This window comes from Anaerococcoides asporogena (assembly GCF_029590275.1).
In the GTDB taxonomy this organism is placed as follows: Bacteria; Bacillota; Clostridia; order Clostridiales; family Clostridiaceae; genus JG1575.
In genome coordinates this window covers 3,486,097-3,509,564 of sequence record NZ_CP120965.1, presented here as the reverse complement: position 1 = coordinate 3,509,564, position 23,468 = coordinate 3,486,097, and the positions used below count along the sequence as shown (strand labels likewise).

Below are 23,468 nucleotides of genomic sequence, written 5' to 3'. Positions count from 1 at the left end.
AGGAATCGCTCATGAAAAAGGAACCGCTGAAAACCACTCCGAAACCGGAAGAAAAGAAAAATTTCTGCGAAGTGATCCCCGAATCACGGGATATCACGGAGACGGAAGAGCAGCTCAGGCATCACAATCCTCAGCAGGGACAGACCACGGATGAACTGGGCGAGGTGGAATCCTCCGAATACGCCACCAATGACCAGTTCCGTTCCAAACCCGAATACTATAATCCCAAGACCTGTTCCACCACCACCGACAAGGATGAGCTGGAGCGATGAAGCGATCACAAATCAATCAGGCCATCCGGGAAATGGAAGAACTGGCTGACCGGTTCCATTTCGCGCTGCCGCCGTTTTGCCACGTCAGTCCAGCGACGTGGCCTGTTTTAGGCCACGACTGGGATGAAGTCAGGGATTGCCGGCTGGGCTGGGATATTACCGATTATGGTCAGGGGGACTTCCATGCCCTGGGCTTCTCCCTGATCACACTGCGCAACGGCAAAGCGGGGGATCCGAAGTATGCCCGGACCTATGCCGAAAAGCTCCTGATGCTGCGCGAAGGCCAATATGCCCCGATGCATTATCACCGGGCCAAGACCGAGGACATCATCAACCGCGGGGGCGGCAATCTGCTCCTGCGTCTGATTCAGACGGATGAGGACGGACATGAAACTTCGGAACCTGTCCGGGTTGCCTGTGACGGGGTCCACCGGATTCTTCCCTCCGGCGCCAGTCTGCGCCTGACCCCCGGGGAGAGCGTCACGCTGACGCCCGGACTGTCCCACGACTTTCGGGTGGAGCCAGGTACCGGAGCCGTCCTCATCGGAGAAGTCTCTTCCGTCAATGACGATGAAACGGACAACTTCTTCCGGGAGGCGGTGGGACGTTTTCCCACCATCGAGGAGGATGAACCCGCCTGGCGGCTTTTGTGCAGTGAATATCCGCCGCCACCTTAGGGAGCATCGTGATTTCAATCGGGAAACGGCTGTTTGAGAAATCCAGGAAGAACAACAGGGAGTCCCTCCGGCCCGCCGGAAGGACTCCTGTTCCATCCGGTGGGCCGGAGGGGCCTGACGGATCTATTTTCATTTGAATTTGCAATGAAAAACGGAAGAAATGCTATACTGATAGGAAGAGAACACATCCGGCAGGAGGAAATCAGTGACAAAGAAATATTTGGATCAGTTTTTAACACAGACCGCGGCAGGAAAACGGCCGGTGGTGCTGTTTGCCGATATTGACGGAACCTTGGTGGACAAGTCCCTGCAGGTTTCCGAGACCGACCTGGAAGCCATTCAGCGGTTTATCGCCGCAGGCTTCCACTTTACTCTGGCCACGGGCCGGGGCCGGATCAACGCGGAATACCACGTTCAGGCAGTTCCGTCCAACTTTCCGGCAATCTTTGCCAATGGCGCGACGCTGTATGACCGAACGGGCCGGCAGTCCATCATCGAGCATGAAATGGCTACCGAGGGGCTGGGGGAGCTGTTCCGGCGGCTGACTGTCTTCTATCCGGAAATCATGATTCAGGTGTACACGCCGGATCAGACGTATCTGGTCAGCCAAAGTCCGGATGAGGATCCCCGGGTGGTCGAGCATCATCCCTTTGTCCGGGCAGATTTTGGAGATGTGGAAGGTCAGCGCTGCAATAAGATCCTGTTCGGCCTGACGGATGAGAACTGCGACGCGGGCATGAGACTGGCCCATGAGTATGTCCGGGAGTATCTGCCCCAGCTTCGAGTCGTCAAGTCTCAGACCCATTATCTGGAGCTGACGCCCCGAGAGGTATCCAAGGGCAAGATGATCCGCTACATTCGGGAGAACAGCAGTGCCTTTGTCATCGCGGCCGGAGACTATCTCAATGACATCGAGATGATGCGGGAAGCCGAACTCTCCTATACGCTGGCCAGTTCACCGGCTGAAGTTCAGGAGGCCGCTGACCGCGTTCTGGATTCGCGGCCGGGGCAGTTCGTTGCCAGGGTGATTGAGGATATTCTGTCCGAGTGGGGGAATCCGGCCGAAGCCGGGAAGTGACCAGCCAGGCGGGGCAATCCCAGGGCTGCGAGGGAATAGTCCAGTGAGCGGCAGCCGCTTTCAGGGGGCGGCTCGGGGAATGGTCAAAGAATCGGGTGGTTATGAGCAGAAGGAGGAATTATGAGCAACGTTTATTTTATTCCGATGAAGCAGGCCGATGAGGCAGCCTTGTCCGAGGCGGCTGCCCGGCTGTTTGAGGAAGTGGTGGCCCGGGAAGAAGTGGAACTGGCCGGGGAGATCCCGCTGAAGGTTCATTTCGGGGAAAAGGGCAATGATACATTCCTGCGTCCCGGGTGCTATCAGGGAGTCATCAGCCGGCTCAGATCGCGCGGCATCACGCCCAGCTATATTGAGACCAATGTACTTTATCGGGGCAGCCGGACAACCCGGGACAGCCACATTGCGCTGGCCAGGGAGCATGGCTTTACGGATCTTCCCATCATCATCGCCGATGGCGATCACGGCGAAGCGGTGACGGAAGTGCCGATTCCCGGCAAAGTGTTTGATTCGGTCAAGCTGGGGGCCGGCTTTGCGCCTTACGATCAGTTCATCATCATGGCACATTTCAAGGGACATGCCGAAGCCGGTTTCGGCGGTGCCATGAAGCAGCTGGCCATGGGCTTTGCCGCCCGTTCCGGGAAAATGGCGCAGCATGCCACCGTCAATCCGGTGGTGAGCCAGGATGAATGCATCGCCTGCGGCGCCTGCGTGGAATCCTGCAATTACGGAGCAATTGAGCTGACCGAGACGGCCTTCATCGACCATGAGAAATGCGTCGGCTGTGCCGCCTGTGTGGCCGCCTGTCCGGTAGGCGCCATCAAGACCGACTGGGGCGCGAAGGATTTTACGGCCCGGCTGGCGGAATATGCCTACGGAGCTGGCTTTGGCAAGCGCAATATTTACCTGAACTTCCTGCTCAATGTCACCCAGTACTGTGACTGCTATGGCGGACACATGGAGCTGGTGGCTGATAACATCGGCGTCTTCGCCTCCACGGATCCTGTGGCCATTGACCGGGTCTGCATTGATCTTTTGCAGGAGCGGGAAGGCAAGCCTCTGTTTGACAACGGCCGGGAATCCCTGGCTCATGCCGAGGAAATGGGACTGGGCAGCCAGAAGTACGAGCTGATCACACTCGGTTAGCAGCAGATCATCTGTCCTTCGGACCATTTCAAGAAAAAAATCGTGCGGAAAGCGTAATGACCCGGCGCAGCGGCTCCATCCGGAGATTCAATGCGGCGCATTAACCATGTTGGTTTCCCATGAAAATAAGCATAAGAAAAAGTCCTTCGGGGAGTGACCATATCACTCCCCGAAGGACTTTCTGATGCCAGGGTCCGGCGGTTTATGTGCGGGCGCGGACATATTCAATGGCTTCCTTGCCGGTCAGATGATCCACATCGATGGCGAGGATCAGAGCAGCGGAGCAGCCAGCCACTTCCTTGGCTTTTTCTTCGTCCGGACGGTCTCCGGAGTATTTTTCCACCATGGCCCGGAATGCCTCGATCCGTTCGTCGCCGGCGCAGACGCGGACCCGTCCGAACGCAATGGCGCTTCGAAAATAGGTGGTGTACTCGGCACTGATGATGGTATCCTCATCAATGACGGTGAAACTGATTTTCGGGTTGCCGGTAATGGCATCGAGCTTATGGCCAGCCGCCGCCGAATGGAAGTAGATGCGGTCATTGTGATAGACATAGCTGACCGGCACACCGTAGGGGTAGCCGTCATCGCCGTGACAGGACAGGATGCCGTTGGTGCATCTGGCAAGAACAGTGTGGGTCGCCTCAGGGGACAGGAGCTGGCGCGCTCGGCGCATGGTTCGAAACATGAATTACCTCCCAGGGTTAATTTATTCAAATGCTAAGTTTGCGGGCTGTTTCATTCAAGAGTCATTCAAGGGGTCCTTTGATGATCATTCTATAGCCATTCGATCAATGATCATCAGATGGGCTGGCAGCGGGGACAGGTATAGATGCTGCCGCCCAGATAGCTCTCCTTGCGGATTTCGCCGCCGCACCGGGGGCAGCCCTCTTTCTGGTGGAGGCTGCTCAGGCTGGCACGGTAGCTGCCGCTTTGACCGAAGAGATCTTTCTCGGTATCCCGGCCGCCGGCATCCGCCATGGTCGCCAGGGTGGTCTTGATGGACAAGAACAGCTTCCCGGCAGCTTCGTCATCCAGGCTGGAGACCTTCTGCCTGGGATGCAGGCCGCAGGACCAGAGCAGGTCCTGCAGGACTCCGTTGCCCAGTCCGGGAATGCGCTGCTCGGTGGCCAGGAAGGCCTTCAGGCTGAGTTTCTGAACCGCCTCTGCGTTCAGCAACGACTGGAACCAGGCCCGGTTAAACTCCGGCGTCAGGGGAGACGGTTTCGTCCGTGCGGCAGCCCGGTATTCATTGTCGAAGGTTCCGGGTTCGAAGCACCAGAGCATGCCATACATTTGGACGCTGGCGCTCAGGGCCGTTCCGTCGCGGAATTCCAGGAGGAGCTGGTGCTTCTTCGGCCGGGTGGCGGGCATTTCATGAAACCTCAGATTGACGCCGTCGGAAATGACCAGCCGGCATCGGCCAAAGTCCATTTCCACCATTCCGCCGTAAGCGGAAGCATCGTGGAGCGTGCAGCCGCGCAGTCTATCGGGGTAAACGGCGGGATCCCCATGGTAAAAGGCAAATTGATGCGGTGACTGGTTCACGGCTGCCGCGGCAACGGTTTTGCCGCAGACGGCCTGATTCAGCTGTCTGGCCAGGACCAGGGCTTCGGGCAGTTCGATCATAGTGTCCACCCCCTCGGAGTACATTCGGTGTTTCCGATGAAACACCCTGCTCCTTCCATTATACCTTAACTTCCTGAAATTTTCCCACTAAAGATCGAATTGACCCAATTAATCTGCATCTGAATCCCTTTTGATGTAGTCCAGAATCTCCTCAAAGGAGCGCTTGCTTTTCGCGATCGCCTCCATTAATTCCCGGTCTCTCATTGCCTGTCTCTTTTGGAGCAGTTCCTTCAGTACAGCCGCTTCCGCGTCATATTTGGCCTTGGCTTTGGCCAGGGCAGCCTCGGATTTCCTTATTTTCTCATCAATCAGGATCTTGGGTCCTCTTGGCATTATAGTTCTCCTCTCAACCGTTCATTGATTTGATTTGCCTTGGTCTTTATGTTTGCCACATCCAGTCTGACGGCCTTCAGGATTGCTTTCTGCGTGGCTGTCACCGCGTGGCTTAAGCGATAGTTGCCATCTCCCATCCTCGTCATCTCAATCTTTTCCAGTTCCCGCAGCGCGGCTGGAACCGTCATGTAATTGGCTTTACGGTCGTTGTTTACCATCTCCGCTTTCAGTAGAGTGTACAGACGGCTTCGAATGATTGTGGCAACGAACTCAATAAAGATTTTAGCCGATACTGATTCGTTGGAGTGGACCCGAAGACTCTTGTTGCCCAGATAGGACTTGCTTCCACGGAATAACTTTTCCGATACATCACGCCCCTTATACAAGGTGATCGCTTCCTCGGCGGTCATCTTTTTTGAGGTCACAATGACGAAATATCCGCAAAGCTTCAGCTCGCGTTCAATCACGGCTTCCTTCTCTTTAAGGGCGAGGAAGGTCCCATCCTGATCATAGAAGACCTCAAAATATTGATTGTAGCTCTCCGGCACACTCATCACTTTCCCCTGATAAGGAGCCATGAGAGCAGCCATGCGCTCGACCTTTGCTTTCAATGCAGAGCGTTCCCAGGTTTGCTTTTCATCGCTGTGAAACAGATGGAAATAGCGGTCGTTTCGATCGGACTCATAGAGCTTATGCCGGACGGTAATGCCCGATACATCATAGGCTTTCACCCTACGATTCCAACTCTCTTCGAAGCTCCCCCGATGCGCCATGATCAGTTCATTGACCAGCTTGGCTCTCCCTTTGAGCATCATGACAAAGTCATAGCCATATTGATCCATGTACTCAATGTTCTGGCGACTGAAGTAGCCCCGGTCAAGAATAAACCCGATTTTGCGATAGCCATAGGCATAGGCACGATCAAGCATGTACTGCAGTTGGGAAACATCTACAATACTGCCGGGATATTCCTCATAGAATAGTGGGACCTGATTGCTGGTGTCATAGGCAATCGCGTAATTGAAGATGGGACAGCCCAGATCGACTTTCGGGTGTCCGAACTCCACCAGCTCAAGATCTCCAGCCTGGCAATTCTTATTCGTGGAATCATACGAAATATAGATTTTCTCTCGATGGTCTCTGGCTGCATTCCAGTCATTCAAGAACCCCATACTTTGCTCATCACTCATCTGGCTTAGGAAGCCGGAGATCTTGGAATCACTGTACATATGCATGTTTTCCGTGAACAGGGGATGGTTGTAAGCATAGTCGGGATAATACTGAGAGGCGTTGTTTTCGCAGATGATCGAATAGATCGCCAGATCCAAAAACAGGCCCAGATCAGGAAAGTTAAAGTATCGGCCCAGCAGCTCAGGCAGTTTGTAGGCTTCAACGATCTGCTGCAGGACAATGAATGCCCCAACCTTGAGGGTATAGCTTCGACGAATTGTACTCTTTTGGACCGGAAGTTCAACTTCGGGAAAATACTTCAAAAAATTCTCGTTGGGTACCATTCGCTCCGGATTGTCCGGATCCTGTTTGCCGATGGTGACTCGTTTAGGGATGGTATACTTTCGCTCCGGATAATAGATCCGCTCGTATTCGAAGTCGATATAGACCGCATTTTTCTTTTTCTGATGAGTTATTTTCCCTGGAATATCAGGTACATCAACGACACAATCAAGATACATTTCGGGTACTTCCTTTAGTGTTATTTAATACTAAATATTGTATAACAAAAGTCCCATGAGTACAACCATTAAAGACTGTATTCATGGGCTTTGATCAACTTTTTTTGACGATGAAATTTCTTTAGTGTTATTAATTCAGGAAGTTAAGGATTATAACCCCGCGGGGCGGCAACCGCCGGCGGACGGTTGATATTTGCCGGATGGTCCATCCCCGGGTTCGCCGATCCGGCCGATGAGTCGCTTGATCGTCCGGCTCATCGGCCATCCGATGAAAAAGGGAGAACACCCGGCCTGGTTGGTCGGGTGTTCTCGTTGGATCAGGGATGCCCTGGCCGCAAAATCACAAGATTGTGAATCAGACCGGTTTGGAATCCTGAAATTCTTTCTGAACTTTGGCCAGAGCCTGGGGATCCGTCAGGAGCCGGAGACCCAGGAGGGCCAGACTGAAGGCTCCGTCCAGAAGGGCCTTTGATCCGGCGTCAGATACGGTGGCCGCGGCGAAATCACTGGTATGAGCCGGAACATCACTGCCGCAGATCTTGATTTTGCCCTGAATGGTCGGGCAGCGGTAGGAGACAGCCCCGACATCGGTGGATCCAATGGGCTCTTCGACGATGGCTTCGATCTCAGTCAGGCCGGCTGTGGCAAAGGCTTCCTGCAGCAGCTCGCCCAGGGTGTAGTTCATCAGGCAGTCATCGTAGGCGGTTTCATACTGGTAGTGGCTGAATTGGACGCCGGCTGCCTGGGCAGCCGCCTGCGCGCTTGTCAGGGCTTTGGCTTGAACTTCCTTGCAGTAGGCCATGGAGGGAGCGCGGAAGTAGTAGTCCAGCTGGGCCGTTTCCGGGATCACATTGGCGGCTTTGCCGCCATCGGTAATGACGCCCTGGATGTTGGTGCCCGGCTTGACGAACTGGCGGAGCTGGTTCAGCAGGTTGAAGGTGGAGACGGCCGCATCCAGGGCGGAAGCACCTTCCCAGGCCCGGGAGGCATGGGCGGACCTGCCGTGGAAGACAAACCGTTCCGGAATCAGGGCCAGGGACCGTCCACCCAGCCCGTTGACGCTGGAAGGATGGAGCATCATGGCGCAGTCCACGCCGTTGAACAGGCCGGCCTCGGCCAGGCTGATCTTGCCCCCGAAGTTTTCTTCGGCCGGGCAGCCCATGACCTGCAGCGTGCCGCCGGTCTGGTCGATGACCTGCTTCAGGGCAGCGGCAGCAGCCAGGGAGATTCCGGCGATGAGGTTGTGGCCGCAGCCGTGGCCGACTACGGGCAGAGCGTCGTATTCGCACAGGTAGGCCAGCACCGGACCGGGTTTGCCGGAGTCATAGACTCCGACAAAGTCGGTGGGGGTGGCTGCTCCTTTGGTTACGCAAAAGCCCAGTCCGGTCAACATCTTCGTAAGCTGTTCCTGAGCCAGCCATTCTTCATTGCCGGCTTCCGGATGGTCGTAGAGATACCGGACCAGTTCGGCATACTGAGGATGGCTTTCTTCCAGGTAAGTCTTGATGGCTGATTCGTGGGACGTCATCGCGCCACCTATTCCAGAGCTTTCTTGGCCAGTTCCAGAGCTTCCTGGCGCCATTTTTCCATGGTGCCGTCGGCTTTGGCTGCTTCAATCACTTCATTGGCAACCGCGATCAGGGACTGATATTCTTCGCCCAGGGGGAAGCCGATGATGTTCTGATTGTATTTGCCTTCCGGATCCAGGTTGTAGGTTTCTTCCGGCAGGATGGTGAAATCAGGGAAGGTGGCCAGCATGTTGATGGCATTGTCTGTGGAGACAACCACCGCGTCCAGGTCTCCGGCGTTAAGGGCCAGAGCCAGGGCATCGAGCACGCCCATGAGTTTGACGTTCATGGCGTCGGTGACCGTGTAGGCCATTTCTGCCTGGATGGAGCCGGTCTGGGCTCCGATGGTGAGCTTGGCTGCCTTGATTTCATCCAGCGTCTTGTATTTGGCAGCCGTTTCCTTGGTCATCATCAGACCGTGGAAGCCTTCTACGGATTCGTTGACAAATCCGGTGGAGAACTGCATGGACTGCTTCCGTCCTTCGGTATAGGTCAGTCCGGCAATGGCCATGTCGATCTGGCCGGCCTGGACATTGGAGAGAACACCCTGGAAATCGGTGGCTTTGATCTCCAGCTTGACGCCGATCTTGTCAGCGATGGCCTGTCCGAGCATCACGTCGGAACCGACGATCTGCTTGTTGCCGGAGGCATCGAGGATATAGAATTCATTCGGAGGATAGTCCGGGGAGGTTCCCATGACAATCTTGCCGGCTTTCTTGATCTGGGCCAGCTTATCATTTTCATCGGCCTGTGCCTGAGTGGTGGAAGCGCCGGTGGTGGATCCGCCGGTGGCCGGATCTGTGGCTGCGCCCTGAGTGGTTGCTGTCGGGGAGGTAGCCGGGCTGGTGGCGGGAGCGGCGGGAGCACAGCCGGAGAGAAGGGTTATGCCCAGAAGGAGGGCCGCCGAATTCATCATCATTTGCTTTATTTTAAGGTTAAACATGCTTCATACATCCTTTTTTAAATTTGTTTGTTTCTTTTTTTTTGATCCAGGATTGGGGAGGGATTGGAATCAGTAACTCACCACGTTGAGGAACTGTCGGGTTCTTTCCTCCCGGGGATTGTCCATGACATCCGCCGGGGGTCCCTCCTCTACGATTTGTCCGTCATCCATGAACAGGATGCGGTCGGCCACTTCACGGGCAAAGTTCATTTCGTGAGTTACAATGACCATGGTCATGCCATCCTTCACCAGATCTTTTATAACCAGGAGCACTTCCTTGACCATTTCCGGGTCCAGGGCGCTGGTGGGTTCATCAAAGAGCATCAGTTCCGGTTCCATGGCCAGTGCCCGGGCAATCGCCACCCGCTGCTTCTGACCGCCGGAGAGACTGGCCGGATAGACATCGCGCTTGTCGGAGAGACCGATGCGGGCCAGCAGCTTTTCTGCGGTAGCCTCGGCATCCTTCGGACTGAGCGATCGTACCAGGACAGGCGCCATGGTAAGATTCTCCAGCACCGTCATGTGCGGGAACAGGTTGAAATGCTGGAACACCATTCCCATTCGGCCTCGGGCTGTGGTCAGCTCCTTGGATTCCGGATCCAGGACGGAGAGGTCTTCCCCGTGAAACAGGATCTGGCCGGAGGTCGGCCGTTCCATGAGATTAATGCAGCGCAGCAGCGTCGACTTGCCCGAACCGGAGGGTCCGATGATGGCAACGACTTCGCCTTTTTCCACGGTCGTGGAGACGCCCTTGAGCACTTCCAGGCTGCCGAATTGTTTGTACAGATTATTTATGGTCAGCATCCGTATTCAACTTCCTTTCCATGATGGCCATGAGCTGAGTCGTAACAGTGGTGAGGAACAGATAGATCAGCGCAACGACCAGGAGCGGCTCAAACGTGGAATACGTGGCGGCCTTGATGATGTTGCTGCTGTAGGTGACATCAAAGATGCCGACCGTCGAGACGATGGCGGATTCCTTGATCATGGTGATGAATTCATTGGCCAGGCCGGGCAGGATGACCTTGACCGCCTGGGGGATGATGATCTTGCGCATGCTCTGGCTTCGGGAGAGTCCCAGGGACAGTCCGGCTTCCATCTGACCCTTGTCGATGGAGTTGAGTCCGCCGCGCAGGAGTTCGCTGATGTAAGCGCCGGAGTTAATGGCCAGGGCGACGACGGCGGTGATGAATTCCCGCGAGCCGTAAATACTGCCCAGAAACGGAAGTTCCGGCAGCCGGATTCCGATCTGAGGCAGAGCGTAGAGCCAGATCAACAGCTGAACCAGCATGGGCGTGCCTCGGATGATCTGGGCATACAGGTCCGCGATGACGTTGAGGACGCGGTAGCGGCTTCGTTTCATCATGGCGGCGGTCAGGCCGAGAAGGCTTCCCAGGATGACCGTGATCAGGGACAGGACGATGGTGACCACCGTACCCTGAATGAACACATTGGTCCAGGGGATCAGTTTGGAAAAATCGATGACGATTTTCGACGCGTATATATATGACATAATTTCAGCTCCGATACATAATATTAACAATATATGAATAATTATACATAACGTCAGGGAGCGGTCAAGTGCTTTTTGGGGGATTTCATTCAGAAAAGGCAGGATTTGAAATCAAACCGGCAAGAAAAGCCGAATAGAATTGGCGAATTGAATTAATAAAAATGCAAATACGATGCAAATTATACAGTTGAGTATCCTTTACTTCAAAAAACAATGAAAATTAAGCAAATGATGAAATGACAGGATCCATTGCTCCATCAGCGTTCCTGAGCAGGCTGTCCACCAGCTCTCCAGGGAATTTCAAGAGAATTTACTGGAGACTTGGCCGAAGCCCGACTGGAGCCAGAGTGGAACCAGACCGGAGGGATATCCGGACTCTCCCGAAGCCTGACTGGCGGTATTAAGATGGAATAAACGCAGGATTATGCATCTGACAGGAGAGTGGAATCGAGGGGAAAGGATTTGCGATGGCGCAGGAACCTGAAAATCACTCCATCAGGGAAAACTCTGAGGAAACATCAATCCGGCCTGACAGAACAGAGTGGCTAAAGATCCATCGTCAGCTGATGAGTTTCTTCCGGAACCGGCTGACCCAGAATCTGCATGAGATAGCGGCTGTTGTCGCGGGCTCCCTGGGTGGCGGTATTGTCAAAGTAGATCCAGGCAGGGGCTCTGGCATCATCCAGCCATTCCTTGAGCCGATTCAGCTGATCCTTTGAATAAGGCGTATGGTACATGCGCTTCAGACCGTGCAGACGCAGGTAACTCTCCGGGTGAGGGGCAATCCACTCGCAGGGCCATCGCCCGGGAGAGCTGGAAATTACCTGGGTTGCCTGGCGGCGCGCCAGTATTTCCGCCGTGCCGGGTTCATACCAGGTGGAATGGCGGAATTCCACCGCGATGCCAGCCGAAAGGCCGGATTCCCGAAGGATTTTTCGCATGGTCGAAAGAAAACCGTCCAAAGCTGCCGGATCAGCTGCAAGGCTGGGCGGCAGCTGAACCAGAAACCAGGACAGCTTGTCCCCCAGCTGCGCGAAGCTCGTCAGAAATTCGCTGAGTCGGGCAGTGGCTTCCAGTGGCAGGCGCAGTCCCAGATCATGGGTAAAGAGACGATTCAGCTTAATGCTGAAGCGAAAGGCCGGCGGCACCGTATCATGCCAGTTTTGAATGGTTGCTTCGGAAGGAAACTGATAATAGGTGGAATTGACTTCCACGGTATCGTAGATCTGGCTGTACAGCCGCAGCTTATCCTTGGACCGGATGCCCGCCTCATAGAAGCTTTGACTGTCCCAGCCCGCCAGGCCAATATGAATCATAGCAACTCCTTTCAGGGGGAAATCGAATCCCGCAGGTGACCTGATTTTTGTTCCATAAAAAACGAACTCTCGAGCTGATCAAGGTTCGGATCAGAGATCCATCATAAGTTACAAAGATCTTTTTTGTTGTCTCCAGGTGTCTGTATATATTTAATGTAGCTTTTTTTTATCAAAGAGGGTCAGGCATTCTCGAAAATTTCATGGATTCAGATCACTTTGTGGTACGATTCTTGTATAAGAGGGCGAGGTATCCGAAGGTACATTGACCCACGCCCCCGATTCAACGACCTCAGGAGGTGAAGCATGGAATCCATCGATATCGATCGTGCCACAGAGCTGTTGACTGAGCTGGCCGATGAACTCCCCGACGAAATTTTCAGCAACCTGAATCTGGGCATTCTGGTGTCGGAAGAAGTCCGCTACAGTCCGGAATCCTCTCCCGGAGATCCGCTGTACATGCTGGGGCAATACTCCAGAAACCGAATGGGACGTCAGATCGTGATCTTCTATGGCAGTTTCCAGAAAGTTTTCGGTCATCTGGACGAAGTCCGGCTGAAGGAGCGTTTAAAGGAGACCCTGCACCACGAACTGCTCCATCATCTCGAGAGCCAGGGCGGGGAGTTTGGGCTGGAGTTTGAGGATCACCTGCGCCTGCAGTCATACCGGGATCGGGTTCGCCGCCAGACCTAGCAGCAGTCCACTCCAACCAGCCTCACACACAAATACAAGGTTCGCGAGGAATTTTGGCTCAATCATAAATTCTGTGGGATGGTGGATTCCTTACGTACGTTTTACGACTCATATCGAATAACTTGAGGAAGAAGTATTCATCATCTGGATAGCCATACCCTTGTCGACGTAATGTCTTAATCTTGTTGTTGATCCCCTCGATTTGACCATTCGAAATGCGGTAGGTCGCATAAGCTATAATCCCTTCAAAATGTCTGTCCATCAGGCGCCCAAACCACTGCAGGTGCTCATTCTCCGAGGCATAGCATACTTCCATGACCTCCGTGATCAGACTAGCCATTTCCGGCTCACTGGCGGCCTTGTACGCCTCCGAGAGCATCTCTTTGACGAGGTCAACTGTGAACAGAAGCTGGTTCTCCTGGATGAGCTGGTCGTACTTCTCCTCACTGCCAGGACGACGCGTGATCTCTGCCCTTTGGAAGAGCCTACCGCCCTTGGACAAGGGTTTGCCCTCCGCGGCCTCCCGGTCTTTGCGCTGCAGCGTCTCCCGAGAAGACATCAGGATATAGCGGGTCCTCTTGAGGGACTCAGCAGCTTTGTACTCACCCACCGCCTGAAGACGCCTCTGTTCGTCTTTGCGCACTTCAGCGACCACTTTGTCATTGAAATTCTTGATGATGTGGAAATGGTCGAAGACCGGCTGGATGTGGGGGCACTTTTCCTCAAAGGCTTCTTGGAAGTCTGAGTTCATGTCCGAGGCGACTGCTTCAACACCGTCCATCCACTCGAGACCGACGTGCTCAATGAAGTCATAGACGACCTGCTTGCGCTTGCCATGGGCGATCCAGAGGATATGGCCAGTCTCTATGTCGATGATGTGGGTGGCGTACTGGTGGCCTCGGTGAAGCTTGAATTCGTCGATACTGAGGTACTTTGCCTGCCTCTGGGGCTTGGTGAGCTTGCCGTCCAGGGTGTACATTTCCTCCAGGCGTTTCAAGTCGATCGCTTTGACTGTGTTCTTGCCAAGACCAGTAATCTCAGCGACTTGCTTGAGGTTGTAGGTTCCGATGGCGAGAAGATCCCTAGTGTATTGCAAAAGTGGTTGCGAGATCCGATGACCTTGTGCCTGAAAGGGCACCTGCTGGACTCTGGTGATCCCGCAGGTTGGGCACAGTAATTGATTCTTATCGAATTCCAGGGAAGTATAAGTGTGCCCGAAGTTCAGGTGCCAAAGACTACATGAGGACGTATTGTTAATGTGCATGAAGCCCCCGCAGTTGGGGCAGGCGCGATCGGTGTCATCTAGCTTGAGGACTCCATGAAACTGAATCACACTTTTACCGGAAACGGCAGTATGCTGTGAACTATGCGTATTAGTAAACCCAATAAGAGACGAAGGGATGTGCAGATAATTTTGGGAATCAGTGATTGTATTAGCTTGTTCATCCTGTGTATAATTCATTCAGAGCCTCCGCTGTGTTTGGATTTGTACATCCGTCCAGATGCATTTCCATCATAGCGCGGGGCTCGTTCTATTATCAAATGTTATGCCGGTTTGGGGAATGGATCTAGTCGGTCAATCCCACAGAATTTGTGATTGACCCGGAATTTTTCTCAAAAGGGCGAAATCCTGCATAAAAAGGAAGCATAAGTCTGGCGAGACCTGATTTTCTAAGAAGGCTTGTTAAGTGCGCTTAATAATAGCACGCTTTACAAGCCTTCTTAGAATTAAGATAAAAGTTCAAACGAGGATTAGTTCGGAAAAACGAAAAAGGAGTTGTTGCTCATCTAGTTACCTAGTTATGCAACAACTCCCTCAGACAGACTCCATATAATTGGTGATCTGGTGGGGTTCGAGGGTGAGACTACCCGGACAGCTTAGCCAATAAAGCAATAAAAATAGGCGGAAGTCTAATACACATTCGAAACAAGAAATTCTGAATATATATTTGCATAGGATGTTGAATACGCTAATCGTTAACGCCTGCGTTTAAGTAAGATGCCTGTTTATCAGGAACAAGTATCCTTGCCCGTTCAATTGATAGTGACTGGATCTTGATATTTCTAAAATCATTTCATCAAAACTAATTATTTTTGTAGGGGAGGTTCCTGATTCCATGAAAGTCGCTTGTAGCCGGTTTGAACAGGTAACATTACGAACAACAATAATAATAGTAAAAAATACCTTAATTTAAATATTTAATTATTTCTCCTTGTCAGGGGACGATACAAGTCCATTAACGGAAAGTAACAAGCCGATAACGATACAGGATATTCTGATAACTTTGTTTACAGATTCAGTCTCTATCGGACGTGTGAAGATTATACTGTCTAAAAATGGTACCATCACAATTACTAAAGCAAACAGAATCGAAACAATTTTCCTATTCACAATACCACTCCTTTTGTATGTAATTAACAACAATAGATGAAGATCACCATTAATACCCTCCTCTGATTTAATAGTAGAGGGGAAACTAAAATTTAGAGATTTAATGATATTAATTCACATACAGAACATACTGGTCGTCTAAATGGAACAGGTTTTATCAACTCGAGCCATGAAACCGTATGAAACCAAAAGCAAAGAATGGCTCAAGATCAGTTCCTTTTTCCTCCACAGCGGATCAGGCAGCCCGGTCGTCCCAGAAATGACGACCGAATGAAACGATACGGCCCCTGGTTACCCAAATTCAGTGTTTTTGGAGGTCGGTGCAGGGTCGTGTGTCTGAATCAAGGTTGGCATGAAGTGGAATCAACCGATTGATCTTTCATAATCGCAAGTTTTGCCAAGGATTTAGGGAATTTCAATAACTACCGTCTGGAAGATTAACCTCCAATTTACTTGATGAGAACATGGGCATCACATGGCAAAGCTAGAATATCCTTGTACGAAACGAATGAAACGGAGGAACAAGGATGTTGAACTGGAAAAAAATGATGGCTCTGGCGGTGACGGGATCCCTGGTTATGGGATTGGGCGGCACCAATGCGCTGGCTGCCAGAAAGACGGCAGGAAAGGGTCAGACGGTGCGCAATGTGATCCTCATGATCGCGGACGGCTGGGGCGAAAACCAGATCCTGGCGGCCAACTACTACCATGCAGGACGGGATGGGCAGGCGATCTATCAGAACTTCCCCACCGCCACGTTTATGAGCACTTACTCGGTGGGAAGCTACGATCCTTCCCAGGCCTGGTCAGACACTGACTACATCAAGCACCGGCCCACGGATTCAGCGGCGGCCGGAACGGCCATGTCCACCGGCGTCAAGACCTATGATGCAGGCATTGGCGTGGATATCAATCGCCGGGAACTCAAGCATGTGGGCCAGTATTTTGAGGAAGCGGGCCGCTCCACCGGCGTAGTATCCTCAGTGCAGTTCTATCATGCGACTCCGGCCGCATTCATTGCCCATGACGTCAACCGCAACAACTATAATACCATCGCCGCTGAGATGATCAATGAGTCCGCTGCGGACGTCATCATGGCTCCGGGTCATCCCATGTTCAATGACAACGGACAGCCCGCCGCTCCCAGTTTCAAGAATCTCAACGCCATGCGCGAAGGCGGGAAGGCGGTCGATGGGGAGACACTGTGGAATAACCTGACCCAGGGCCAAGCCGGTGCAGATGCTGATGGAGACGGTCAGACCGATGCCTGGACCTTCATCGAAACAAAAGCCGAGTTTGAAGCCATGACCCGGGGGGAAACCCCGAAGCGCGTATTCGGGGTGCCCCAAGTGGCATCCACCCTGCAGCAGGGACGCGGCGGCGATGCCAAAGCCGCTCCGTATGCGGTTCCCTTCAACCAGAATGTCCCGGATCTGGCCACCATGTCCCGGGCTGCCCTCAACGTGCTGGATCAGGATGAAGACGGACTCTTTCTGATGATTGAAGGCGGTGCCATTGACTGGTCGGGGCATGCCAACCAGCTTGGCCGAAACATCGAGGAAATGAATGACTTCAATGCCGCCGTCGAGGCCGTGGTGGACTGGGTGGAAGAAAACTCCAGCTGGAGTGAAACGCTGCTCATCGTGACCGGTGATCATGAGACCGGATACCTGTCGGGCTCACCCGATGCCCTGACTCCGGTCCGCAGCAACGGTCAGGGCCAGCTGCCCGGTGTGTACTGGCTCTCCGGCGACCATACCAACCAGCTGATCCCGCTGTATGCCAAGGGACCGGGTGCTCAGCTCCTGAAGAAATATGCCGACGAGCGCGACGCAGTCCGCAAGCGCTACCTCGACAATACCGAAATCGTCCCGGCAGTCCTGGATTTGCTGGATTAATCGGATTCCACATCAAACGAAAAAGCAAAAAATGCCCGGAGCTCATCCCCCTTGGGGGAGCAGGCTCCGGGCATTTCTGTGTCCGGGCATTTCTGTGTCTGGGACATCACCGGGTTCTGGTCAGGGCGCGATCAGGAGGGTCGAGAAGTAGCTGTCACAAGTCACTTCCTCAATCCGGGGAAAAGCCTGTTCCGTGGGGAGGCCGCAGTCACTGACCAGGGCTGCCCGGTCGGTCAGGCCCTGTCTGGCCAGGAGTTCCAGAACCTGGGGCAGGGACTTGCCGGACTTCATCACGATTTTTCCGCCCGGCAGGGCCAGGGCGGCTTCCAGATCTTCCAGGGCGCCGGGCAGGATATGCAGTGGTTCATTCATCTCGGTCAGGCTGCGGTTGAGCCGGGCGGCACAGGCGCAGAAGCTGGTCACGCCGGGGATGGTTTCCGCCGTCCAGCCGTCGTCGAGAAGAATTCGGCACAGGTAGGACCAGGAGCTGTAGAGCGAAGCATCGCCCAGGTTAAGCACCGCCACATCCGCACCGGTTCCGAGATGGCGCGCAATCTGGTCTGCGACCGCGCGGTAGGCTCGTTCCCGCAGTTCGGGATCCCGGGTCATGGGCAGGTCCAGGTATTCCACCGCCTTGGCAGCCAGATCCACCGCCCCGGCGGCGATGGACAGCGCCAGGGAGTGGGCACCGGAGGTCCGGGGCACAGCCAGCACCGGACACAGCCGGATGCGCTCGGCTGCTTTCAGGGTCAGCAGGGACGGATCTCCCGGCCCCACGCTGACGCCATACACAATTCCATGTTTCATCAATCATCACTCCATTTCCGGATTATTAAGTCAGATTGGCAGGGGAGCTCATCGGCACCGGACACAACCGGCAGGCCGAGTGATCGGGCCGCTTCGGCCAGTTCACGGTTTGGCAGGTTCAGTTCGCCGTACCGATTCAGGCAGTTGATCACCGCGCCACATTGCTTCAGCCGGTCGATGGCCTGCCGCAGGAGCGCCGGGCGGATGGGCTCAAAGCTCTGCTCGGCAATGACCTCGCCGGCCAGATCCCGCGCCAGGCTGAAGTCCACGTCATTTTCATGCAGGATGCCGGTGGCAAACGGAATGCCTCGCTGCTGCAGCGCCCGGTACTGCGGGATGCCGGTTCCGCCGCCGGCGATGACAAACACCCGTGGTACTCCGCCGGGGCGGGCCAGTTCAAAGCTGCCGAAGCCCGGGTTGTAGCTGCCGTCAGTCAGACCGAACAGTTCCCGGATCCGGTCGCCGCCAAAGACTTCCCGGGGGCTGCCGATGTGGGCAATCGCTCCGTCCTTGACGCACAGAACCAGATCCGAAGCCTTCTGGGCCAGTTCCAGTTCGTGCAGCGACATGATGACCGTGATGCCCCGCTCCTTTGCCAGGGACCGCAGAATTCCAAGGAGTTCCAGCTTATAGCGGATATCCAGAAAGGAGGTGGGCTCGTCCAGTACGATGATCCGGGGTTCCTGGCAGATCGCCCGGGCCAGCAGGATTCTCTGGCGCTGGCCGTCGCTGATTCGGGTAAAGTCCCGTTCGGCCAGGGGCAGGGCATCCACCAGCTCCATGGCCCCGAAGACAGCGGCCCGGTCTGCCGCGGAGAGGATGCCCAGGCGGCCGGTATAGGGATAGCGGCCGGTGGCGACAACCTCCCGGCAGGTCATAAGTTCCGGTTTGAGCCGGTCGGTCCAGACCACCGATACCTGCCGGGCCAGGTCGAGGCTGGACATGTTGGCAATGGATCGCCCATCGATGCTCACCGTTCCGCCCAGGCTTTTCAGCTGACGGGTGAGGCTTTTCAGAATCGTGGACTTGCCCGAGCCGTTGGGTCCGATCAGGGTCATAATCTGCCCCCGCTCCAGGGACAGGCAGATGTCCCGGATCAGCGGGACTCCGTCGTAGCCGACGGTGAGACGGTCCGTTTTGAAAAAATCAGTCATGTCAGTCACGTCCTTTCTTTCCCAGCAGTATGCTGATCACGATGGGGGCACCAATCACTGCGGTCACCGAGCTGATGCTAAGTTCCAGGGGAGCAAAGGCGGTTCGGGCGATCAGGTCGCAGCCCAGACAGAATGCAGCGCCGCTTAAAAAGCAGGCGGGGATGACAACCAGCGGCCGGGCTGTGCCCAAAAGGCCCCGGGTCAGATGCGGCACGGCCACGCCGACAAAGGACACCGGGCCGGCAAAGGCGATGACGCAGGCGCACAGGACGCTGGATAAAAGCACCAGCAGACGGCGGAAGCGGGGGATGTTGACGCCCATGTTCCTGGCGTAGCTTTCTCCCAGCTGACAGGCGCCGATGGGTTTGGACAGCAGGAACACACAGACAGCAGCCGGCAGGACCACGAACGTCATGGCGGCTACATCCGGCCAGGCCATGCCGGAGAAGCTGCCCCGGGACCAGTTGTGCAGGTTCACGATGGCGGCGTCATCGGCGAAGGTAATCACGAAGTCCGTCAGGGCGGAACAGATGTAGCCGATCATGACGCCGCTGACAATCAGCCGGCTGGAGCGTTGAACCTTTCGGGCCGCCAGCAGGATAAAGCCCATGGTGCCCAGGGCACCGGCAAACGCCGCGCTGATCAGAGCGGCCGAGCCCAGGGGAATGCCCCGGCTCAGCGCGGCAATCAGGGTGACCGACACCGCCAGCTTGGAACCAGAGGAAATGCCCAGGACGTAGGGACCGGCGATGGGGTTGTTGAAATAGGTTTGAAGCAAAAAACCCGACAGCGCCAGAGCGCCGCCGAGAAGAACCGCCGCCAGAGTCCGGGGCAGTCGGATTTTCCAGATGATATCCTGCTGGGTGGGCGTCCCGCCCTGACCAAACAGAATGCGCCTGATGTCGGGGAGGCTGACCGGTATGCTCCCCAGGCTGATATTGAGTGCCACCAGGCCAAGAACCAGGCTCAGCAGGAATAGCAGAGCCAGGCCGAAGCGCCAGCGTCGTTTGTTGGATGGATCCATGCGGCAAGTCTCCTTTGCGGAATTCGTTCATCGTCCGGAACGTTATCTGAGGCGGGTAAAAAAGTGCAGCTGGTTCAAAGTGGGATCGGGATCCGTCAAGAGGCGGTTCAGATCCGAGACCATCAGCCCCAGCCGGGTTGTTTCCTGGTACAGGTTCTTTTCCGTACACCAGACATTTCCGGTTTGAACGGCCTTGAACTTGCTCAGCAAAGCGTTCCTGGCGGTCAGGTCTGCCAGGGAAGCGACTTCACCGGCCAGGGCACTGTTGTAGATCAGGACATCCGCATCCCTGGCCGCGGCATAGAAGGCTTCCATATCCAGATTGACGGTATTGTCGGCTTGTTCCGGGTCGCCCAGATGGCTGAAGGCATAGCTGCCTCCTGCCAGGTCGATCATCTTCGTGATGTAGTCCCCGGGTTTTCGCACCACCACCTGACCGGCGGAACTGATGTAGAAAAACGCCACCGATTTGCCGGTGCCGGACTGCACTGAGGCTTCCCGGAGCAGGGCGGCCTGCCGGTCAAAGCTTGCCGCAGCCTGCTCTTCCCGACCGGTGAGTACGCCGTAGAGCTTAATCCATTCGGTCCGGCCCAGCGGGTGTTTTTCATAGCTGGACTGGTCGATCAGAACCGGAACCTTCATCCCCAGCAGTTTTTCCTTCACCTCGGGCACATGATTGATCATGCTGGATTCAATCGCCAGATCGCACTGACTCGAAAGAATCAGCTCATAGTCGGGCGCACTGTATTTGCCGGCAAACACGATGCTCCCGTTTTCCATGGCCGTCCGGGCATTCTGGCTCTGCCAGTCCGCCGCCCGGGTGCCGGAGAGCCGGATCTGATCCAGGGCATGGAGTTCATCGAACTGAGCCATGACGGAGGTGGCCACCAGATAAACGCTGCGCAGCGGCCGCTGCAGCACGGTGATGTCCCCCCCGATTCCTTCAGGCGCCGTCCTGCCCGGCGGGACGACCAGAAACCGGCTTTTGTCCGACAGCGTGACCAGAGCATAATCCTCCGGATAATAGTCCACGCTGAAATTCTTGGCATACTCCAGCTCCAGGGACCGCTCAACCCTCCAGCCAATTCCCAGTCCGCCGGCGGGCGGGGCAGCTGCCGGAACCGTACAGCCCGACAGGAGGATGGTGACTCCCAGAAGGGCAGTGACTCCCAGAAGAGCAGTGACTCCCAGAAGCGTGCTGACTTTGAGAAGAGCGGTGCTCAGGAAGGCTGGTACTCCCCGAAGCCCGCCGGGTCGACGGGGGCGAATCCCATTGCATCCTGTCATCATTTCTTCAGGGAAGCCGAATCAAAGAACAAGGTGTACTCTACTTCCCGGGGTTTGCCCATGGCTGTGGTGTCGGCAATCACCGCCAGCTTCTCATCGAGCGTGACCGGAATTTCAAACGTGCTGTTGCCGGCGGTATTGACCGGCAGGTATTTTTTGCCGCCCACCAGCATGTAGTCGTAGTTCGGGCTGCTCCAGACGATGGTGGCGGTAGCCTGTTTGCCGCTGACGCTGAGTCGGGCCGGGGATTCCACGCTGGCGCGGCCGGAGCCGCCTTCCAGGGTGACGCCGATGGTGTACTGACCCTCTGCCGGAAGCTGACCGGAAGCAGGCTGGTCCGCTCCGGCGGAGGACCGCAGCGCGGTCTGAGGAAGGCTGGCCGACTCAAAAATCAGCACCCGGTCATACCAGGCCTGCTTCTTGATGCTGAAGGCGGCGCAGTCGATTTCCTGATCCAGGGCACTGACCGCCACGGTGTAGGTATATTTGCCGTTGGCATCGGGAACAAACTGGCTGAACCGGTCTTCGGTCGCGGTCTGGGCATCCTGGCCGGTGCCGATGAAAAGTTTTTCATAGCCATCGCCGCTGAGCGTCAGAACGGCCGTCATGGCACCCTGGGCAACGGTGAGCTGAGCATCGATGACCCGGAACATGGAAGAGCTTGACGATACCTTGATGGGATAGGACCCATCCTGAAGTTGATTGCCGTATACCGGTACCAGGGCTTTGGGGGTGACCGGCACCTGCGCCTGGGTCACTGAGGGAACGGAAACCGGGGCGGCCGCTTTGGCCGGGCTGACCGAACAGCCGGTGAGCAGGCTGCCGGTCAGCAGCGCCGCAAGGATCCATTGTTGTACTTGTTTCATTTCGCATCTCTCCTGATTTTTTTGATGGACAACAGGCTGACTGCAGTCTGCTGCTGGCATGGTCTGGACAGCGCCAGACCTGGTTCGAACGATGGCTGGTTTGCCAGGGCCTGCATGGGAAGGCTTCGAGGGACAGGCTCTGAGTTTTCCGGGATAAGCACCGGTCAGCCGGAGCGGCTGATGGCTAATGGCTGATCGCTTCGCCGGCGTGGCGCACGATCAGATCCTGAATGCCTTTCATCTGGCCCATGCCCTTCAGGACCACTTCAACCGCAAAGCCGGCTTTCTCAAATTCTTTCTTCCAGGATCCGTCCTCTTCACCGGCCATGTCATTGTTGGCGTGGTCGCCGGCCACGATCATGAGGGGCTGCAGCACCACTTTGGTCGCGCCGGAAGCCTTGACCTGAGCCAGCACGTCTGCCAGCGACGGCGTCGCTTCCACGGTGCCGATGAAGTACCGGCTGTGTCCCGCTTCGGCCAGCGACTGCTGAAGCCGGGCGTAGGTGGCGTTGGACGGAGCTTCCGTGCCGTGACCCATGAAGACTACAGCGGTACCTGGAACGTCATAAGCCGCTGTTTCCCGGGTGATGACCGATGCGACCTCCTGATAGTCCGTGTCGCGGCTGAGCAGATTGACGCCGATGCTCAGACGGTCGAACCTGCTTTCATAGGCTTTCACTTCGGCCACGATGTCATCATATTCGTAGCCGTTCATGACATGGGTGGGCTGAATCACGATCTCCCGGACCCCGTCCGCCACCAGGCGGTCCATGGCCTCTTTGACATTGTCGATCTTCAGGTTGTCCCGCTGCTTCAGCTTGTCAATGATGATCTGACTGGTAAAGGCCCGGCGGACCTCATAGGCGGGATACGCAGCCTGCAGGGCCTGTTCGATGGCGCCGATGGTCAGGTCGCGGCTGTCGTTGTAGCTGGTGCCGAAACTGACGGCTAACAGCACCGGCTTTCGGGGCGCGTCGGTGGCGGCGGGGCTGACGGCCGCGGTCGGCCGGGCGGCGCAGCCCGTCGTCATTAGCAGGGCCAGGGCCAGGGCGGCCAGGGGTTTGAGCTGTTTGTACATGACTGATTTCCTCCTGAATTAAACAAATGGATTTATTGTCAGTGCCGGCAGAACGCTGCGCGTTGGCGGCATCGCAATCAAAAAGCGGGGGCCAGGGCAAAGCCTCACC

General features: G+C 55.5%; 22 protein-coding genes. 6 read left to right on the top strand and 16 right to left on the bottom strand.

What is annotated here, in order from left to right; genetic code table 11:
* Positions 1 to 11 precede the first annotated feature (11 nt).
* From P6M73_RS16040 to P6M73_RS16025, 4 genes are all read left to right on the top strand, one after another.
* A complete protein-coding gene (locus tag P6M73_RS16040) occupies positions 12 to 272 on the top strand; it encodes a hypothetical protein (protein WP_277854022.1) in 261 nt (86 codons plus the stop codon).
* Entirely contained in the window at positions 269 to 949 is a 681-nt protein-coding gene (locus P6M73_RS16035) for a D-lyxose/D-mannose family sugar isomerase (protein WP_277854021.1), read from the top strand. The genes P6M73_RS16040 and P6M73_RS16035 overlap by 4 nt, the downstream gene beginning before the upstream one ends.
* A gap of 205 nt (positions 950 to 1,154) precedes the next feature.
* On the top strand, positions 1,155 to 2,027 hold the full coding sequence (locus tag P6M73_RS16030) for an HAD-IIB family hydrolase (protein WP_277854020.1): 873 nt from the start codon (positions 1,155 to 1,157) through the stop codon (positions 2,025 to 2,027).
* Positions 2,028 to 2,147: 120 nt separating this feature from the next.
* Positions 2,148 to 3,170, top strand: a complete 1,023-nt coding sequence (locus tag P6M73_RS16025) for a DUF362 domain-containing protein (RefSeq protein ID WP_277854019.1) — start codon at positions 2,148 to 2,150, stop codon at positions 3,168 to 3,170.
* A 202-nt stretch (positions 3,171 to 3,372) separates the two neighbouring features.
* Here P6M73_RS16025 and P6M73_RS16020 read toward each other — a convergent pair whose 3' ends face one another.
* The 9 genes from P6M73_RS16020 to P6M73_RS15980 all read right to left on the bottom strand — a co-directional run bounded on the left by P6M73_RS16020 (position 3,373) and on the right by P6M73_RS15980 (position 12,163).
* The gene (locus P6M73_RS16020) at positions 3,373 to 3,858 is read right to left on the bottom strand and encodes a pyridoxamine 5'-phosphate oxidase family protein (protein WP_277854018.1); all 486 of its coding nucleotides are present in this window, start codon (positions 3,856 to 3,858) and stop codon (positions 3,373 to 3,375) included.
* Positions 3,859 to 3,971: 113 nt separating this feature from the next.
* Complete coding sequence (locus tag P6M73_RS16015) at positions 3,972 to 4,799, bottom strand: DNA-formamidopyrimidine glycosylase family protein (RefSeq protein WP_277854017.1); 828 nt, start codon at positions 4,797 to 4,799, stop codon at positions 3,972 to 3,974.
* Positions 4,800 to 4,907: 108 nt separating this feature from the next.
* Positions 4,908 to 5,132: a hypothetical protein gene (locus P6M73_RS16010; protein ID WP_277853886.1), complete on the bottom strand. Its 225-nt coding sequence runs from the start codon at positions 5,130 to 5,132 to the stop codon at positions 4,908 to 4,910.
* Positions 5,132 to 6,823 carry an IS1634 family transposase gene (locus tag P6M73_RS16005; protein WP_277854016.1) on the bottom strand — a complete coding sequence of 564 codons (1,692 nt, stop codon included), beginning with the start codon at positions 6,821 to 6,823 and terminating at the stop codon, positions 5,132 to 5,134. Before P6M73_RS16005 ends, P6M73_RS16010 begins: the two co-directional genes overlap by 1 nt.
* A gap of 355 nt (positions 6,824 to 7,178) precedes the next feature.
* Complete coding sequence (locus P6M73_RS16000; RefSeq protein WP_277854015.1) at positions 7,179 to 8,351, bottom strand: M20 family metallopeptidase; 1,173 nt, start codon at positions 8,349 to 8,351, stop codon at positions 7,179 to 7,181.
* 8 nt (positions 8,352 to 8,359) lie between these two features.
* Positions 8,360 to 9,334, bottom strand: coding sequence for a transporter substrate-binding domain-containing protein (locus P6M73_RS15995; RefSeq protein ID WP_277854014.1), 975 nt, complete (start codon positions 9,332 to 9,334; stop codon positions 8,360 to 8,362).
* Positions 9,335 to 9,403: 69 nt separating this feature from the next.
* Positions 9,404 to 10,138 (bottom strand): amino acid ABC transporter ATP-binding protein, encoded by a 735-nt coding sequence (locus tag P6M73_RS15990; RefSeq protein WP_277854013.1) that lies wholly within the window; start codon positions 10,136 to 10,138, stop codon positions 9,404 to 9,406.
* On the bottom strand, positions 10,122 to 10,847 hold the full coding sequence (locus tag P6M73_RS15985; RefSeq protein ID WP_277854012.1) for an amino acid ABC transporter permease: 726 nt from the start codon (positions 10,845 to 10,847) through the stop codon (positions 10,122 to 10,124). Before P6M73_RS15985 ends, P6M73_RS15990 begins: the two co-directional genes overlap by 17 nt.
* A gap of 545 nt (positions 10,848 to 11,392) precedes the next feature.
* Positions 11,393 to 12,163, bottom strand: coding sequence for a DUF72 domain-containing protein (locus tag P6M73_RS15980; RefSeq protein WP_277854011.1), 771 nt, complete (start codon positions 12,161 to 12,163; stop codon positions 11,393 to 11,395).
* 303 nt (positions 12,164 to 12,466) lie between these two features.
* Here P6M73_RS15980 and P6M73_RS15975 point away from each other — a divergent pair, with 303 nt between their 5' ends.
* Entirely contained in the window at positions 12,467 to 12,853 is a 387-nt protein-coding gene (locus P6M73_RS15975; RefSeq protein ID WP_277854010.1) for a metallopeptidase family protein, read from the top strand.
* 58 nt (positions 12,854 to 12,911) lie between these two features.
* On the opposite strand, the gene P6M73_RS15970 is transcribed toward P6M73_RS15975, so the two are convergent.
* Positions 12,912 to 14,315: an ISL3 family transposase gene (locus P6M73_RS15970; RefSeq protein WP_277854009.1), complete on the bottom strand. Its 1,404-nt coding sequence runs from the start codon at positions 14,313 to 14,315 to the stop codon at positions 12,912 to 12,914.
* A 1,457-nt stretch (positions 14,316 to 15,772) separates the two neighbouring features.
* On the opposite strand from P6M73_RS15970, the gene P6M73_RS15965 reads away from it, so the two are divergent.
* On the top strand, positions 15,773 to 17,143 hold the full coding sequence (locus P6M73_RS15965) for an alkaline phosphatase (protein ID WP_277854008.1): 1,371 nt from the start codon (positions 15,773 to 15,775) through the stop codon (positions 17,141 to 17,143).
* A gap of 120 nt (positions 17,144 to 17,263) precedes the next feature.
* Here the strand turns inward: P6M73_RS15965 and cobI are convergent, their stop codons facing one another.
* From cobI to P6M73_RS15935, 6 genes are all read right to left on the bottom strand, one after another.
* Positions 17,264 to 17,950: a precorrin-2 C(20)-methyltransferase gene (gene cobI, locus P6M73_RS15960; RefSeq protein ID WP_277854007.1), complete on the bottom strand. Its 687-nt coding sequence runs from the start codon at positions 17,948 to 17,950 to the stop codon at positions 17,264 to 17,266.
* Complete coding sequence (locus P6M73_RS15955; protein ID WP_277854006.1) at positions 17,950 to 19,104, bottom strand: ABC transporter ATP-binding protein; 1,155 nt, start codon at positions 19,102 to 19,104, stop codon at positions 17,950 to 17,952. The genes cobI and P6M73_RS15955 overlap by 1 nt, the downstream gene beginning before the upstream one ends.
* A gap of 1 nt (position 19,105) precedes the next feature.
* The gene (locus tag P6M73_RS15950; protein WP_277854005.1) at positions 19,106 to 20,128 is read right to left on the bottom strand and encodes a FecCD family ABC transporter permease; all 1,023 of its coding nucleotides are present in this window, start codon (positions 20,126 to 20,128) and stop codon (positions 19,106 to 19,108) included.
* Between the two features lie 42 nt (positions 20,129 to 20,170).
* Complete coding sequence (locus P6M73_RS15945; protein WP_277854004.1) at positions 20,171 to 21,418, bottom strand: ABC transporter substrate-binding protein; 1,248 nt, start codon at positions 21,416 to 21,418, stop codon at positions 20,171 to 20,173.
* Positions 21,415 to 22,281, bottom strand: a complete 867-nt coding sequence (locus tag P6M73_RS15940) for a hypothetical protein (protein ID WP_277854003.1) — start codon at positions 22,279 to 22,281, stop codon at positions 21,415 to 21,417. The genes P6M73_RS15945 and P6M73_RS15940 overlap by 4 nt, the downstream gene beginning before the upstream one ends.
* Positions 22,282 to 22,465: 184 nt before the next feature.
* Positions 22,466 to 23,359 carry a sirohydrochlorin cobaltochelatase gene (locus P6M73_RS15935; RefSeq protein ID WP_277854002.1) on the bottom strand — a complete coding sequence of 298 codons (894 nt, stop codon included), beginning with the start codon at positions 23,357 to 23,359 and terminating at the stop codon, positions 22,466 to 22,468.
* Positions 23,360 to 23,468 lie beyond the last annotated feature (109 nt).

Bases quoted from the DNA above. Each gene is read 5' to 3' on its own strand.
- P6M73_RS16040 (WP_277854022.1), top strand. From the start codon at position 12: ATGAAAAAGGAACCGCTGAAAACCACTCCGAAACCGGAAGAAAAGAAA.
- P6M73_RS16035 (WP_277854021.1), top strand. From the start codon at position 269: ATGAAGCGATCACAAATCAATCAGGCCATCCGGGAAATGGAAGAACTG.
- P6M73_RS16025 (WP_277854019.1), top strand. From the start codon at position 2,148: ATGAGCAACGTTTATTTTATTCCGATGAAGCAGGCCGATGAGGCAGCC.
- P6M73_RS16020 (WP_277854018.1), bottom strand. From the start codon at position 3,858: ATGTTTCGAACCATGCGCCGAGCGCGCCAGCTCCTGTCCCCTGAGGCG.
- P6M73_RS16015 (WP_277854017.1), bottom strand. From the start codon at position 4,799: ATGATCGAACTGCCCGAAGCCCTGGTCCTGGCCAGACAGCTGAATCAG.
- P6M73_RS16010 (WP_277853886.1), bottom strand. From the start codon at position 5,132: ATGCCAAGAGGACCCAAGATCCTGATTGATGAGAAAATAAGGAAATCC.
- P6M73_RS16005 (WP_277854016.1), bottom strand. From the start codon at position 6,823: ATGTATCTTGATTGTGTCGTTGATGTACCTGATATTCCAGGGAAAATA.
- P6M73_RS16000 (WP_277854015.1), bottom strand. From the start codon at position 8,351: ATGACGTCCCACGAATCAGCCATCAAGACTTACCTGGAAGAAAGCCAT.
- P6M73_RS15995 (WP_277854014.1), bottom strand. From the start codon at position 9,334: ATGTTTAACCTTAAAATAAAGCAAATGATGATGAATTCGGCGGCCCTC.
- P6M73_RS15990 (WP_277854013.1), bottom strand. From the start codon at position 10,138: ATGCTGACCATAAATAATCTGTACAAACAATTCGGCAGCCTGGAAGTG.
- P6M73_RS15985 (WP_277854012.1), bottom strand. From the start codon at position 10,847: ATGTCATATATATACGCGTCGAAAATCGTCATCGATTTTTCCAAACTG.
- P6M73_RS15980 (WP_277854011.1), bottom strand. From the start codon at position 12,163: ATGATTCATATTGGCCTGGCGGGCTGGGACAGTCAAAGCTTCTATGAG.
- P6M73_RS15975 (WP_277854010.1), top strand. From the start codon at position 12,467: ATGGAATCCATCGATATCGATCGTGCCACAGAGCTGTTGACTGAGCTG.
- P6M73_RS15970 (WP_277854009.1), bottom strand. From the start codon at position 14,315: ATGAATTATACACAGGATGAACAAGCTAATACAATCACTGATTCCCAA.
- P6M73_RS15965 (WP_277854008.1), top strand. From the start codon at position 15,773: ATGTTGAACTGGAAAAAAATGATGGCTCTGGCGGTGACGGGATCCCTG.
- cobI (WP_277854007.1), bottom strand. From the start codon at position 17,950: ATGAAACATGGAATTGTGTATGGCGTCAGCGTGGGGCCGGGAGATCCG.
- P6M73_RS15955 (WP_277854006.1), bottom strand. From the start codon at position 19,104: ATGACTGATTTTTTCAAAACGGACCGTCTCACCGTCGGCTACGACGGA.
- P6M73_RS15950 (WP_277854005.1), bottom strand. From the start codon at position 20,128: ATGGATCCATCCAACAAACGACGCTGGCGCTTCGGCCTGGCTCTGCTA.
- P6M73_RS15945 (WP_277854004.1), bottom strand. From the start codon at position 21,418: ATGATGACAGGATGCAATGGGATTCGCCCCCGTCGACCCGGCGGGCTT.
- P6M73_RS15940 (WP_277854003.1), bottom strand. From the start codon at position 22,281: ATGAAACAAGTACAACAATGGATCCTTGCGGCGCTGCTGACCGGCAGC.
- P6M73_RS15935 (WP_277854002.1), bottom strand. From the start codon at position 23,359: ATGTACAAACAGCTCAAACCCCTGGCCGCCCTGGCCCTGGCCCTGCTA.